At 48.9% G+C, this 13,831-nt stretch carries 13 protein-coding genes and 1 pseudogene; 3 read left to right on the top strand and 11 right to left on the bottom strand.

Features of this window, described 5'->3' with window-relative positions; translation table 11 throughout:
- Window positions 1-301: 301 nt before the first annotated feature.
- Entirely contained in the window at window positions 302-565 is a 264-nt protein-coding gene (locus tag ATW55_RS14235; protein WP_067719384.1) for a hypothetical protein, read from the bottom strand.
- Between the two features lie 524 nt (window positions 566-1,089).
- Window positions 1,090-2,615, bottom strand: a pseudogene (locus tag ATW55_RS14240) (IS5 family transposase).
- 484 nt (window positions 2,616-3,099) lie between these two features.
- Here ATW55_RS14240 and ATW55_RS14245 point away from each other — a divergent pair.
- Window positions 3,100-3,543: a hypothetical protein gene (locus ATW55_RS14245; RefSeq protein WP_067719388.1), complete on the top strand. Its 444-nt coding sequence runs from the start codon at window positions 3,100-3,102 to the stop codon at window positions 3,541-3,543.
- On the top strand, window positions 3,543-3,914 hold the full coding sequence (locus ATW55_RS14250) for a type II toxin-antitoxin system RelE family toxin (protein ID WP_067719392.1): 372 nt from the start codon (window positions 3,543-3,545) through the stop codon (window positions 3,912-3,914). The genes ATW55_RS14245 and ATW55_RS14250 overlap by 1 nt, the downstream gene beginning before the upstream one ends.
- A 252-nt stretch (window positions 3,915-4,166) precedes the next feature.
- Here the strand turns inward: ATW55_RS14250 and ATW55_RS14255 are convergent, their stop codons facing one another.
- Window positions 4,167-5,093, bottom strand: a complete 927-nt coding sequence (locus tag ATW55_RS14255) for a phosphotransferase family protein (RefSeq protein WP_067719744.1) — start codon at window positions 5,091-5,093, stop codon at window positions 4,167-4,169.
- A gap of 136 nt (window positions 5,094-5,229) precedes the next feature.
- Between ATW55_RS14255 and ATW55_RS14260 the strand changes: the two genes are divergently transcribed.
- Window positions 5,230-5,826 carry a YdeI/OmpD-associated family protein gene (locus tag ATW55_RS14260; RefSeq protein ID WP_067719396.1) on the top strand — a complete coding sequence of 199 codons (597 nt, stop codon included), beginning with the start codon at window positions 5,230-5,232 and terminating at the stop codon, window positions 5,824-5,826.
- 120 nt (window positions 5,827-5,946) lie between these two features.
- Here ATW55_RS14260 and ATW55_RS14265 read toward each other — a convergent pair whose 3' ends face one another.
- The 8 genes from ATW55_RS14265 to ATW55_RS14300 form a co-directional block, all read right to left on the bottom strand.
- A complete protein-coding gene (locus ATW55_RS14265; RefSeq protein ID WP_235587151.1) occupies window positions 5,947-6,906 on the bottom strand; it encodes an ABC transporter permease in 960 nt (319 codons plus the stop codon).
- 1 nt (window position 6,907) lies between these two features.
- Window positions 6,908-7,810, bottom strand: coding sequence for an ABC transporter permease (locus tag ATW55_RS14270; protein WP_235587152.1), 903 nt, complete (start codon window positions 7,808-7,810; stop codon window positions 6,908-6,910).
- An 86-nt stretch (window positions 7,811-7,896) separates the two neighbouring features.
- Entirely contained in the window at window positions 7,897-9,606 is a 1,710-nt protein-coding gene (locus ATW55_RS14275; protein WP_067719403.1) for a peptide ABC transporter substrate-binding protein, read from the bottom strand.
- Window positions 9,607-9,756: 150 nt separating this feature from the next.
- Entirely contained in the window at window positions 9,757-10,659 is a 903-nt protein-coding gene (locus ATW55_RS14280; protein WP_067719406.1) for a LysR family transcriptional regulator, read from the bottom strand.
- 121 nt (window positions 10,660-10,780) lie between these two features.
- Window positions 10,781-11,488, bottom strand: a complete 708-nt coding sequence (locus tag ATW55_RS14285; RefSeq protein ID WP_067719764.1) for a YhfC family intramembrane metalloprotease — start codon at window positions 11,486-11,488, stop codon at window positions 10,781-10,783.
- Window positions 11,488-12,285, bottom strand: coding sequence for a prenyltransferase/squalene oxidase repeat-containing protein (locus ATW55_RS14290; RefSeq protein WP_067719410.1), 798 nt, complete (start codon window positions 12,283-12,285; stop codon window positions 11,488-11,490). Before ATW55_RS14290 ends, ATW55_RS14285 begins: the two co-directional genes overlap by 1 nt.
- 5 nt (window positions 12,286-12,290) lie before the next feature.
- A complete protein-coding gene (locus ATW55_RS14295) occupies window positions 12,291-13,412 on the bottom strand; it encodes a DUF1648 domain-containing protein (protein ID WP_067719414.1) in 1,122 nt (373 codons plus the stop codon).
- Window positions 13,409-13,807: a GntR family transcriptional regulator gene (locus ATW55_RS14300; protein WP_201024997.1), complete on the bottom strand. Its 399-nt coding sequence runs from the start codon at window positions 13,805-13,807 to the stop codon at window positions 13,409-13,411. Before ATW55_RS14300 ends, ATW55_RS14295 begins: the two co-directional genes overlap by 4 nt.
- Window positions 13,808-13,831 lie beyond the last annotated feature (24 nt).

Consider the following 13,831-nt stretch of genomic DNA (forward strand, 5'->3'; position numbering starts at 1 on the left):
ATGCAACGCTAGTGATGAAAAATGGTTATTTATTTTAACATTTTGCTGTAATTTTGCGGACGTCGTTCGCCCGTGTCCATCAGTGCCGAATGTTTCGGGTGATCCAGCGCATTCTGTCGCTACCGGGTGCGAAACTGCAGTAGTCATCGGCAATTCGCTGGTGTATAATTATACAGACACGCATGGTAGCACTTCCTGTATACGTTTTGCAAACGATGAGCTTCATCCAAGACCGCAAGATTCAACGTGATTCGCGAAATATAATCCGACCTTGCCGCTGCAAATTGGTCGGAGAAAATAATCACTGATTATGCAGGTCAAAAGAGTTCGGCATTCCCTGACGCGCAATCGCATTGAAGAATTTGACTTCAAGAATTACAGATAGACAATGGAATTTCTCCTCCAATTCCATCGCCCCCTGCAAGCGCAGAGAAGCTGGAACAACGACGATCAGCTTCCGTAAACGCTCCGCATATCGCTGAGCTAGCACTAGCCCCGCCTCAATCGTCTTTTCAAGCCCCACCTCATCGGCAAGGATCGCTTCTTCGGATAAAGGCGAACACAATGCGGAGAGTGCCGCATCAATCTGATGAGGATTGACGTCAACATAAGTTTTGCCGCCGCCCTTGTGATGCAGTCAAAATCATCATCAGCAGAACGCATAGTGAGTAGGTGTGCCCACAGCTTTGAGTGACAGGGTGTCGACACTGCTTTGATTCCCTTCCAGCGATGAACTCGGAATTGCAAGCCATTCAAAATTCGGAACGTGCTTTAGAGAATTAGATGAATTTTGGAGAGCGATGACACCTGAAGAAGAAGGATGAATTGGACGCCCACCGTGTAGGCAAACTTCCTTGACGCAAATTCACATGATAAAGGCTGTTTGCGATAAGAGTGTTTTGGTTCGTGCAGGCTGCACTCGAAAAGCTATTCAAACCGTACTGATCACTTTGGATTATTGGTGAACTGTACAGGGTACTGATGTGGCAGTGGGATGATAGAAAACGCGAGAACTATTCGTTTTGTGCCAAACTAAGCAATCACATGATGGAACAGAAGTCCGTGTACTTAGGGACTGCTGAACGGGCACTAAACGACCAGCCCGGTTTCCTCACGGATGATCAGAAAGAGTGGATAAAATGAACGACAAAAAAGAAGCCGCAATCTCCTCTCCAGGTTCATCACCAGCAGTTGGATAGCAATCACCGTCGCGCTCGTGTTTGCCAGTCGCGCTTTAATAAGACCAAGCCCGTAGATTCGCTTGCCTTCGCCAAATTTTCCTTCGACGGCATTGCGCTCCGCCGCATCAAGCTTCGCCTGTCGTCTCTGTTCTTTTCGCTCTTCCTTCGCGGGTCTTCCAAGCGCCGGACTGCTTAACCGAATCCCGTGTGTTTTGCAGTACTGGAGATTTTCTCGTGTCCGGTAGATCTTGTCTGCCAGCACCGCCTCTGGATAACAGCCGTACCGTTCTCGGTATCGTTCAACCGATGCCTTGAGTGTGGTGCCTTCGTTGTAACTGTCCCACTGCAAGCTCTCCATTCGGGCAAAGCCGTCCACAACGCTGATCGACACTTTCGCGCCAAATTCCACCGCAGCCTTCGCTTTTCCTCGCACAATCGGTCGCACATGCGGCTGTGATAGATTGACGATTCGATCCTCGATCCGATGGATGCGCTTGCTGTGCATTTCTTTCTGTTGTCGGTAAAGCTCCGAGATCACCAACAACAGTTTGTCGTTTCGCGCGCTCAAGGCGGTCAGGCCGACCTGCTCCTTGAGCTTCTCCACGATGCGCAAATCTCGATCCACAAACCGCAGTTGCTGGCCGACCGCCTTTCTGATCGTACGCTCGCTCGCACGGCGCTGTTTGGCGACGACCACATACGCTTTGCGCGCAACCTCGCGGTATGTGCGTGGTTTCGGCACCTCTTTGCGCAAGGGGGCATGCAGGAGATCGATGAAATGCTCAAGCTTCTCACGCGCTTCGTTGAGCAAAGACAGATCCGTCGGATACGCGATGTCTGCTGGCGTGCAGGTGGCGTCAAGCAACAACTTTCCTTGATTGGGCGCATCCTCGGTCGCTTCGTTCTCCGGTTCGGATGGGGGGTGACTCCTACCTTTGTTGCTTCCATGCCGCTGTCATGATCGTTTTCCTTGTCGACGCTGCCTCCATCTTCATCACAAGTCTTTGGATCGTCACTTCCATTGCCGCCTGCGATGATCCACTCATTGACTTGGTTGATCACATCGTCTGGGAAACGTTTGCGAAAGTGAACCAGGAAGCTTGGGTGAAACGGGGAATCTTCTTGAAACTGGGGCAATCCGATAAAGTACTGGGGGTAAGGGTTTTCCGTGATCTGACGAACCGTTTCACGGTCGCTCAGATGGAGTCGTTGCTGGATGATGAGCGCACCAAGCGCACCAAGCGCAACACGTACGGACATCGCCTGTTCCCCTGTGTTGGAGGGTTCGAACTGAGAGGCATAGTGAGCTTCAACTTTCCACCAGGGAATGAGGAAGGCGAGTTGAACCCACCGATTCTCCTTATTCAATTTTCCGCCAAAGGGAAGGAAAAAATCGTCTGGCATCACGAATTGAAGCTCTGTATGTTTGTACATGTCGCCCTCCATGTGCAAGGATTTAATCAGCTATTCCTTAAAAACCCATGCATATGAATTCGACATTTAATGCCATAAATCCTTGCATTTATTGCGATTATGAAGCCATCAGCAGTCCCTACTTACAAGTCAGCCTTCTGTTTTGCTACGCAACACGGTGCATTGCTATGGGCTGCCCGCCTCTGCACGTAGAATTGCTACGCGTCAAGGGATGTAAATTGTCTCTTTTCTAAGATATCGAAAATCATTACATTTATTGAAACATGAGTTATCAAATCGTGCAATCAATCAGGATTTGCATTACATGCGAGCACGCCATTGTGCAAATCGGAGAACCTCCACGTAAAGCCGGATACCCGAGCGTACAGTCACTTCAGCCACTCATGTTCTGACGTCCATATACGTGCTATAATATGTGATCAGAAGTGTGATGAATCATGTGTTTGACACATAGAATAAACGGCCAAAATAAGGAGAGGTTGTTGTGGCAATCACCAACGAATTATCCCTGGAGCGGGAGGATAGACTCATGGACAGCGACGAGAAGAATGTCCACAGTATGGTTCAGACGCTGAACTTTTTGCGTAAAAATGTGCTGAATGTCAGTGACGTTGCTCGAACGAAAAAATTGACTGAGATTCTCAACTCCTTTGCCGGGACGAAGAGTGAAGAGATTTTTGTTGTTCAAAACAGTAAGAGCAAAGATGCGCAAGGGGCATTAATCGACGTTGATTATCTGTTGGAACTGTTACAGTACAAGGCCCTGTTTGACGAAACCCTTGAAGAGACTGCGAATGAAATGCTGATTCAGACTGTAAAGGAGCGCCAAGGTGCGGTCGCCACAAAAACGCTTGGTGAGGTCGCCGATCATTTTAACGTAAGCTGGGAGGAGATTACGGATGCCAAAGGACGAGTGGAGATCGACTGATGTCAAACCCGATCGCACAGCAGCTCAACTCTTATTTGGCTCGGTATAACGCCTTGGTCAAGTTCCTTGATCCAGTGATTGACACCGACTTACCCCGCTTTGATCGCGGACAAGTCGTCGATATTCTGACAGCAATCGTGAAGCGATTTGAAAATAACGCAAATCCCCATCAGGTCGCCGAGAAGTGGAAGCTAAAAGGTGACTTATTGGGCTATTGCAAGATTCGGCTGAAAGCACAGATGATCCGAATTGTCTACAAGGTTGAGGAGTCTCCGACTCAAACACGGGTCACGATCATTGTGATCGGACCGAAGAAGAGCGAGGAAGCATACTGGATCGCCAAAAAGCGCATTGCGAAATTCTACACATGAAGGAACTTTGTCTAGTTGCACGTTGAGTGAAGCCCCTCTCTCCCTTTACTACACCCCCAATCCCTAGGCATAGCCATTGACCAGATTTACGAGTTTCGGGACTAAATTTTACAATTCTGTCCAGTTGGGTTACCACGCCATGCAAAGCAGGCGCGACATCTAAACCATGCGCAAAAAACAGGGCATCAGAAAAAAGAGCCGAGATGATGCTCGTTTCAATTGAGGAAGAAATGGCGTTAGGCAGAGCTTCCATTACATAAGCTCTGCCATCTGCTCTTGCAAATCACTCTCTGCTTCGTCTCTTGTTTTTGTCTGATGGGCAATGGCCATCAAGTTCGAAAGTATCATGACCATCTTCCAGGTGCCAAGAAACGCGTCATCCACAGATTTGTCTGCCGTATATCCTGCAAGTATCGCTTGCCTGTCTTCGGGAAGATGAAAACGCCACAGGTCCCAGGCAGGGTGGCTGACATACGCATCTCCAAAGTCAATCAGTCCTGTAAACAATCCCGTTTTCGGATCGACAAATGTGTGCGTGGGCCCAGGATTTGAGTGCAGCGCAACACGGCTCTCAGAATGCGGCAGTGCAGCCATCGCTTTATCTGCTACAAACCTTGGTGAAAAAGGCAATGTCCACGCGATCTTTTTCTCGCTGATGCGCTCAATGAGACCTTCAAAAGCATCCCGAAAACGCTCCGCCACATCGACAAAGGTATAGTCACCAGGAAACTGGTTACTCGCCACAAACGGCTGCTGTGGCAGCGAATGAATTCGTCTCAGCGTTTGGCCAAGCCGAAAAAGCGCCTGTTTGCGAACGTTTTCTTCAAGCACCGTATTCACGACAGCCACGCCTGGCATCCTTGTCATCACTGTATACTCAATCGTTTCCTCGCGTCCGTAGCCAAGTACACGCGGGACGCTGATGTGTTCATCCATGGCCAGTTGATTTAGAAAAAATGCTTCCTTTTCCAGGCTGGTTCGCGGGCGCAACTGATGTGGACGCTGTACTTTCAAGATCACGTCTTCATCGATCGCGTAAGTGCGCGCTTCGCCACCAGACTCGTCAACACCCGTGACTGATTTAGCATTGGGAACGTGCTTGCGAACCAGGGCCAACACCACGTCGTCGCTGTGTATCGGATCAGGTGCGTCCGGTTGAAGATAAATATCTTTTGCCACGCGATTGTGCCCTCCCATATGTATTACAATAGGTTCATCCCTATCCTCTGATTCTATCACATCACCAAAAAAGCCGGCTCCATGAATCAAATACGTCGAGTTGCGTTCGTTTGGCATGAAAGAAGGGAGTATTTTGATGACAGACAATCGATTGAATCCTAAAGTGGATGCATTTCTAAATAAGTCAAAGAACTGGAAAGAAGAATATGAAGCCCTTCGAAGGATCGCTCTTGACTGTGATTTGACCGAGGACTTTAAGTGGATGCACCCATGTTATACGTTTGAGAAAAAAAACATCGTGTTAATCCACGGATTTAAAGACTATTGTGCACTCCTGTTTCACAAAGGCGCCTTGTTACAGGACACCCACGGTATTCTCATACAACAAACGGAAAATGTACAGGCGGGACGGCAGATTCGCTTCAAAAATGTCCAAGAAATCATTGCAATGGAGTCCACCTTGAAAGACTATATCCATGAAGCCATCGAGGTTGAAAAAGCTGGTTTGGAAGTGAATTTCAAGAAGACATCGGAATTCAACACGCCGCAGGAATTCCAGAATAAACTTGATGAATCAACTGCCTTGAAAAAGGCTTTTGCGGCACTTACGCCGGGGCGGCAAAGAGCCTATCTTCTCTATTTTTCTCAACCCAAACAATCCAAAACTCGGACGTCCCGGATTGAAAAAAGCTTGGAGAAAATACGGAATGGCAAGGGACTGAATGATGAGTAGCTTCTAGGCCCGAGATCGAACCAACACGAAGTGCGTGGCAGAGCTTGCGGTGAGACGCGGCGTATTGCGCTCTCCCCTCGTTGTTGGTCCGCTGTAACCGCCGTCCGGGCAGTAGTGTGTTTATTGATATTTAATGCGCGGGTCAAGCCATCCGTACAACAAATCGGATAACAAATTCCCAAGGATCGTCAAGATTCCAACCAGCGTGACGATGCCGAGCAAAATGGGATAGTCCCGATTCTGCGCGGCAGTCCAGAACAGAAGTCCCATTCCTGGATAATTAAAGATCATCTCAATGATTAATGCGCCGCTGAAAAGCCCTGGAAGACTCATTCCAATCAATGTCACGAGCGAGAGTAGCGAATTGCGCAGAATATGCCGAATCATGATGCGCGCCTGTCGCAAACCTTTTGCATGAGCCGTTCGAACATAGTCCTGAAGCATTGTCTCAATCATGGATGATCGCAAGTACCGGCTCCACCCCGGGATCGTTGTCAGAATCAGGACGGACGCCGGCAAAATCATGTGTCGCACATAGCTGACAAATCCCGGATTAGGATTGAGCGGACTGCTGATTCCGCCAGAAGGCAGCCAGTTTAACCCGATAGAAAAGATCGAGATGAGAATAACACCCAACCAAAAGGTGGGCATCGCATAGAGGAAATAAATCACCACCGTAATCCCATAATCAAACCGCGTGTCCTTGCGGGCTGCTTGAAACACGCCCACGAAAATCGCAAGGATATGTGAAATCACGATCGCACTTACGACTAGAATCAACGTTCTCGGTAAATTAAGCGCAATCAAACTCGTCACAGATTGGTGATAAGAGTATGAGTAACCTAGATTTCCTTGTAGTAATTTTGAAATCCAGATCAGATATTGCACGTAAATAGGCTTATCAAGCCCGAGCGAGCGATTGATTTGCGCAATCAATTGCGGCGTCGCTTTATCCCCCAGCATGACCGTTGCCGGTCCTCCAGGTACAATATGCATGAGAATAAAACTGAGAAGCGTAATGCCGATCATGGTGGGAATGGCCTGCAAAACGCGATGGAGTGTATAGCGAATCATCTTCATCCTACCCTCTTCTGTTTAGCCTCACATCAAACGCCTTGCGGAGTGCATCACCAAGAAAGTTAATCGATAAGACGGTTCCAAGGATCGCGATTCCTGGCGGATAAATGAGCCACCAAGAATTCTGCGGGAGATACGCCATGGCGTTTGCGAGCATCGATCCCCAGTTCGGTTCCGGAGGCGGAAGACCCAGTCCAAGAAAACTAAGTCCAGCAATGATCAACACGGAATCGCCAACCATAAACGTCGCCGCAACAACAATGGTCGCCATGATGTTTGGGAGGAGATGGACAAAGAGAATGCGCATTCTCGACATGCCAAGGGTTGTCGCCGATTCAATATAGGTCAGTTCTTTAAGTGATAAGATTTCAGCGCGCACAATGCGACTGACCCCATGCCATGATGTAAAAGCGATCAATACGATGAGCAACATGATGCTTGGATGAAATGCGGAGTCAAGAAAGACCATGAGAAAAAGGGTCGGCACGGAGCGCAGTACATCAATGATGCGCATCATAAACGTATCAACCCAACCGCCCACAAATCCAGACACCATCCCGTAGACGACGCCGATGACCATCGCGGCTGCGGCTGCTGTAAAACCCACCTCAAGTGAAGGTTGACCCCCAAGCATCAGGCGTGCAAGCATATTACGTCCCAAATTGTTCGTTCCTAAAGGAAAGGCGGGAGACGGAGGTTGTAAAATTGAAATCAGATGCATCTGAAACGGATCAGCAGGATAGACCATGGGCCCTGCAAAGCAAAACAGGATGAGAAACAAGAAGATCCCTAACCCAACACGCCCCAATGGCTGCTCCCAAAACTGCGCGAGCGACGTCCACACCCACGAATCGTTCTGGCGGGGAGTAACTTTAGAACTCCTTGTAATCTCCCGAAGCGCAATCACCATGTTCCCCCCCTTCCGCCATCACGCGTAAATGCCAATTTTATTTTCAGGGGCGGCGCCTTGTGCAAGGCGCCGCAATTTCTCTTTTAATTGGTCCACCAATACTGTGGAGAAATCGAATTCGTGAATGAGTTCGAACTCTTCTCCACTCCGTGCACATTTTTTTCAATCTCTGTCAAAGAGGCAGGAAGCGGCATGTACAAGTTTGGCAATTGATGAGCGGCAAAATTGGCGTATGCGTCTAGAGCTTGCTGTGCCGCTTGCGCAGTTGGGTGCGGTTTGTGTGTTGCGAGAATCAAACGATCCATCACAGGATTGCTGTAACCAAAGAAGTTGTACCCTCCATTCGTTCCATAAATGCCACCGCCTGTTGGATACGTCCCACCGTAACTCCAACTGATGCCCGCCTGCACTTCCCATTTCGATGGTTGATGGTGATAGTGAAGAAGCGTTGCAAATGGAAGTGGCAGAAGCGTAACCTTAATCCCCTCCATCGCCCAGTCTTGTTGAAGCATTTGCACCATCGCCGCAGTCGTTGTATTGCCTGACGGGTATTGGACTTCAAAAGTGAGAGATTTTCCTTGCGCATTTTGCATCACGCCATTGACTTCATGCCAGCCATTTTTTTCGAGCAACTTTATGCCTGCTGTCGGATTGAATGAATAAATCGGTTTTTTTAATGTCGGCGGTAAAAAGGCGTTTGGATATGCAGGAATAGGTCCTGTACCAGGTACCCCAAGCCCATCATACAAATCTTTAATGATGCTAAGTTGATCCACTCCCATTTGCATCGCTTGCCGAACTGCGAGTTGTTTAAAGATGGGTCCCATGGCTTTATTTTTGAAATTCAGCCTCGTCACTGGCATGCTGAAACTATAAGAAGGGAACAGTTTGTCTGACGTCAACTGGGATCGACTTCCGTACATGTAGGCAGGAAGATAACCCACCTGTACCGTACCCGTTCGCAATGCGTCAACTTCGGCTGTATCCGATGTCTCATACGACAGCACAAAACTGGAAAGATACGGCTTATGACCATCGTATCTAGGATTGGGAACAAATTTCCACGATACGTTTTGCACCGCGGAAGCCATCTTAAACGGCCCGTCAGTCACTGAAAAAAATGCTGGATTGTTTCCGTTATTGGCAAGGTACGAAAGTTCCTGATTCACATTGTGTGGATATTTATTCCATGATGCTTCTGGTAGTGGGAGCAAGTCAGAGAGGCCGTTGTATTCAAACCAAACTTGGTTGACTGGCTGATTGAGCGTGATTTGAAACGTATCGTTATTGAGAACCTTAAAGGTCTGTACATCGTTCGGAATTCCGCCTGATCCAGCACCTGAATACGGCCACGGAGCTGGCGCCGTACTGGCGCTTGCCGCCTTGATCAAATCCCATGTGAATTGCACATCGCGCGCTGTCACAGGCTGACCATTCGACCAATGCCATTTTGGATTAAGTGAAACCGTATAAACAGTGCCTTTGGGATTCCAGGAAATTTTGCTTGCAATACTGCGTGCAAAATCAATTTGTCCCTTTCCGTCAATATGAAAAAGGCCCTTATACATCAGTCCCGAAGCCCATGCATCATACAGACTGTTGTATACATTGGGCCGCAGGGGCAAATACCAGTTGATATCGACTTGCGGAGGCAGCGCCTCGACCACGGTTCCCCCGTGATGGATCGACGCTGCCAAGGCGTTAGGCAAGCTCTCTGCAACGAGCGAAGATGTCAACAACATCACCGTCGCAGCAATCGGGAGAATTCTCTTTCGTCTGTTTACCCATCTCATGGCTTTGACCCCTTTTCGCAATTGATGTTATGGTCATGAAAAGCCCCTCATGACTTCTCTCATGATTTTTGATTCAATTTTCGTAAGTATAAGAATAATTCTCACGCATCCATTTTGTACAACAAATGATATGCATTCTCATCATGAGAATCATTCATGGATTGTTCGATTCGATGATATGTTTTCAGTGATGAAATGGATAAAAAGGTCTGTCGCTCTCGTTCGAAACCTGGAGTTCGGCAGTACATAATACAATTCTCTGATCACGGGGGAATTTTTTAAAGTGAATGATTTTAAAATGCCATATTGAAGTTCTTTACGAATCGCCCATTTGGAAATCAAGGAAACGCCAAGACCTGCTTCCACTGCTTCTTTGATCACTTGCGAACTTCCAAACTCCATCGTTGAGCGAGGCATAAATCCCTGTGTCTCAAACAATCGATCCGTGACATCGCGCGTTCCTGATCCTCGCTCACGCAGGATCCATGTCTCACCTCGCAAGTCAAACAACTCGATTTCTTGCTTATCCATAATAGGGTGTGCAGGCGAAACAATACCGACCATCTCATCTTTCGCAAAGGATCGCGTGATCAACCCCGATGTATCAAACGATCCTTCAATGATCCCAATGTCCAATTCGTGGCGAAGCACTTGATCGACAATCCGGCGCGAGTTTTTAATCGTAATCTTAGGGATGATGTCAGAGTAATGCGTAATGAAATCCTGAATCATTTTCGGTAAAAGATATTCTCCAAACGTATATCCTGACCCAATTGACAGTTCACCCTTTGCTGTATGTGTCAAATCGTCCATCAATCTTTTGATCAATTCATATTGAACAACGATCGTTTTCGCTTGCGTATATAAAATTTCGCCAGCTTTTGTAAGTCGAACATATCTGTTCGATCGTTCAAACAGTAAGACACCATACTTTTTTTCAAGAACTTGAATCTCACGGCTGACGGCGGATTGGGTCAAATGCAACTCTGCAGCTGCTTTTGTAAAGCTATTTTTTTCAGCGATCATAATAAATGTGCGCAGCAAATCGTCCATACCGTCCTCCATGTCAACAGGTTATTTTTTAAATATGGTGACATTTATACAGTCTATTGTACATCATGAAATGACAGATCGTCTCACTTCCTTCACGTCAGGATCAATAGCAGTGAACTAGTCAGAAACCGAACAGAGTGATACCCGCGAATAATACGATCGTTCCTATGATTGCAATAAAAACTTCTGCCATGATCGCATATTTTTTTGCGATGTTTACTGCTGCCAAATTGAGAATAGAGTGTATCGGAGCAAGCAAGACCACCATCCATAAATGACGGGCAAGCAAAAGAGTGCTGCCGATGTGAAACGCGCTGGCAAAAATGCGTTCCCAAATCCCCAAAAGCGGACTCTGATTCAAATTCCCCGTGCTCTCGAGCAGTTCCTTGACCTGAATCGATTTTTCATCGTTCCGTCCAATCACTGTCACGATTACCATGCCATTTATAATCGTGAAAAGCACCTCAATGGCCGCCCATCCCTGCCCAATCGAAAGCGCGGACGAGAAACCAACTCCCAGGAAAAGCAGTACAAAAAGCCGGACAAGTTCCTCAAACGGCCCTGATACAGATCCCATCATCATGACAGCGCGGTTCTTTGGGGCTTTCTTGATTGCAAGTGCTATCGGTCCTCGCAACATGAGCGCTACAAACCACCCCAAAGCGCCGGCAGCAAACGGTATCCACTGCATGGATTGATGCATCGCTTCAAACGTTAGCGCAAATCCGATGGGCACCAGAATATAGAGTGGGATTGTCCGATAAAAGCCGCGAATGATTCGTCGATCATCAACATTCGAAAACGGTGCCGTACCCCGGTTCTCTGTCATCACGCATCCCACGCCCCTATCCCTTGCAGCGCGCGAAGCGCCTCAAGCGTCGTGTGCACATCCTGCCACGTGCCGTCCTCACTCGCAAACCGCCCATCCGCCTGTTGCAGGTTCATCAGACGCCGCACGGCGGCATCCACAAGCGTATGGTCGCGCGAGACGCCGTGTAGACAGAGAGCGTTTACCATCCACGCGAGTTGACTCGCCTCAAGAATCGCAAGCCTTTGTTCAAGTCCGGCCAGAAGTGCGTTTGCGCACTCGATTTCCCCAACTCCAAAAAGGAAACCCGCTGCCAGCCAGTGCGCGTGAAAATAGGTTGGAAATCGGCCATCCTGCCCCAGATGATCTACGAGAAAATGAGCTGACGCAGTGAGACGCTCGTCATCACGCGCCGCAGTTGCGAGCCAAAACCCCGCATTCGAAGTCAGATAAAGCGTTGCCTCAAGCACCCCTGGTTTCGCCCACGGCGGCGCAATCGCGCTGTATGTTTCATCCTCTTGAAAAGAGCCGTCCTCCTGGCGGCGCGACCACAAAAAAGTGCGGGCGCGCTCGACGATCTGACCCTCCGTGACGCCAAGCTGTTCAAGCACCGCCAAATGATAGCAGGTGGCATCCAGTGAGTGCGCGTCTGCATCCCAGAATGGCGCAAAACTTCCATCCTGGTGCTGCCGATCAGCGATTTCTTTTAACACCGCGTCAAGTGCAGGGCGTTTTCCCAAAAAAACTTGCAGACGCGCCTGCTCAACAGCGTTTCCGCGCGCTCGCACAAACTCCATTGCAGACGTGACATCAGCCATCTCGCTCACCCTTTCTTTACGTGAGGTACTAAAAAGATACTGCCAACCACGATCACGACAATGCCGCCGAGCAGCACCCATGAAAGCGGATGTGCAAAATTCGTAGTAAAGCCTACACCAAACCGCTTTTCAACCAGCCAACGCGGATCCTCGCGATTGAAGTAAAAAACACCGAGTACCCAAAGGACATCATCATCCCGACGCACAACGCGAGCCGATTCCGAGCCGTTCGAGAATTCAGCAGGGGCCTTGCGCATAAAGCTGCCCAGCGTAAAAACCAAGACAACCATTCCTGCAATGATCGGGAGCATGGTGGTCAGCATCATGGCATTCGGCGCTGTAGAAATTACGCCCCACAAGGACAGTTCGCCCAAAAACAGGCTTGCGTTCACAAACGCGATCAAAAGCCAAGTTGCGTGAAACAAGCGCCTCATGCGCAAGGCGATATGCTGCGCTGATCCGACCGGATCGGCGGGATCGAGATTGCCACTTATTCGAAGCGTGGCACGCTGTAAAACGATCATGAGTATGAACAGACCAAGACCTAGAAAAGACAATGTAAATACGCTCATGAAGGACTTTGTGGCAAACCCGTTTGCCACACCCTGCGCGTTAAAGTGAACCGGAAATACATGTGGGATCTGCGGATAGCGCAGGATGCCGGCTGCAAATCCAGCAAGCAAGAGTGCAACCGTTGGCAGCGACCACATCCACGACACCGCCTTTCGCCGTGTCGCTGCATGGGTATCGACCGTGATGACCTGCCGGTACCCATCCATCCACCGTTCATCGCGTTTTGTTTTTTGCAAACGGCGATGAATGGTATAGTACATCGCAAAATCAAGTAAAAGCGGCAACAGTGGAAGCATCGACGCCAGCACTTCCAGCGTTGTTCCGCGCAGGCCAAAGCGCCAGAGTGAGCTCCACGCTGCGACACAGATAAGAAGTGCAAAGAACAGTCCTCGCGCATACGTTTTTTGCGCCTTGCGCACAGCCGGATCTTGCAGACGATCAGGTGGAATGCGGACGCCAAAAGGAACAGTTGGCTCGACGACTTTTGGCATGATCCACTGCAAGACAAGGATCAACAGCGTGATCACGCCTGTGATCATGAGAATGGGATTCATTGTTCTCCCTCCTTTTGCGATTGAAACGAAGCCATGATGCCGCGCACAGCGTGGTCGATCATCTCACTGGTCACGCCTTTGACATGCGCCTCTGCGAGCAAAACGCGCAAGCGCGCCGTCCACGCGAGAGCGAACGAAGGATCGGCTTGCGTGAGTGAGACGATGGCGCCTGTCTTGCGATTCAGGCGCAGGATTCCCTCCTGCCGCAGCATGTCGTATGCCTTGTTGACAGTGTGAAAGTTAATCCCAAAATCCATCGCCAACTGTCTTGTTGAGGGCAGCGATTCACCATCACGGAGCGCCCCGCACGCTAAACCTTCGATGATTTGATCGCGAATTTGCAGATAGAGTGGCGTCTCACTCTCGAGTTCCAAGTTTAAAAACAAGCGATTCACCTTTATTCTATTCGTTATATAACA

This window comes from Ferroacidibacillus organovorans (genome assembly GCF_001516615.1).
GTDB lineage: Bacteria > Bacillota > Bacilli > Alicyclobacillales > SLC66 > Ferroacidibacillus > Ferroacidibacillus ferrooxidans_B.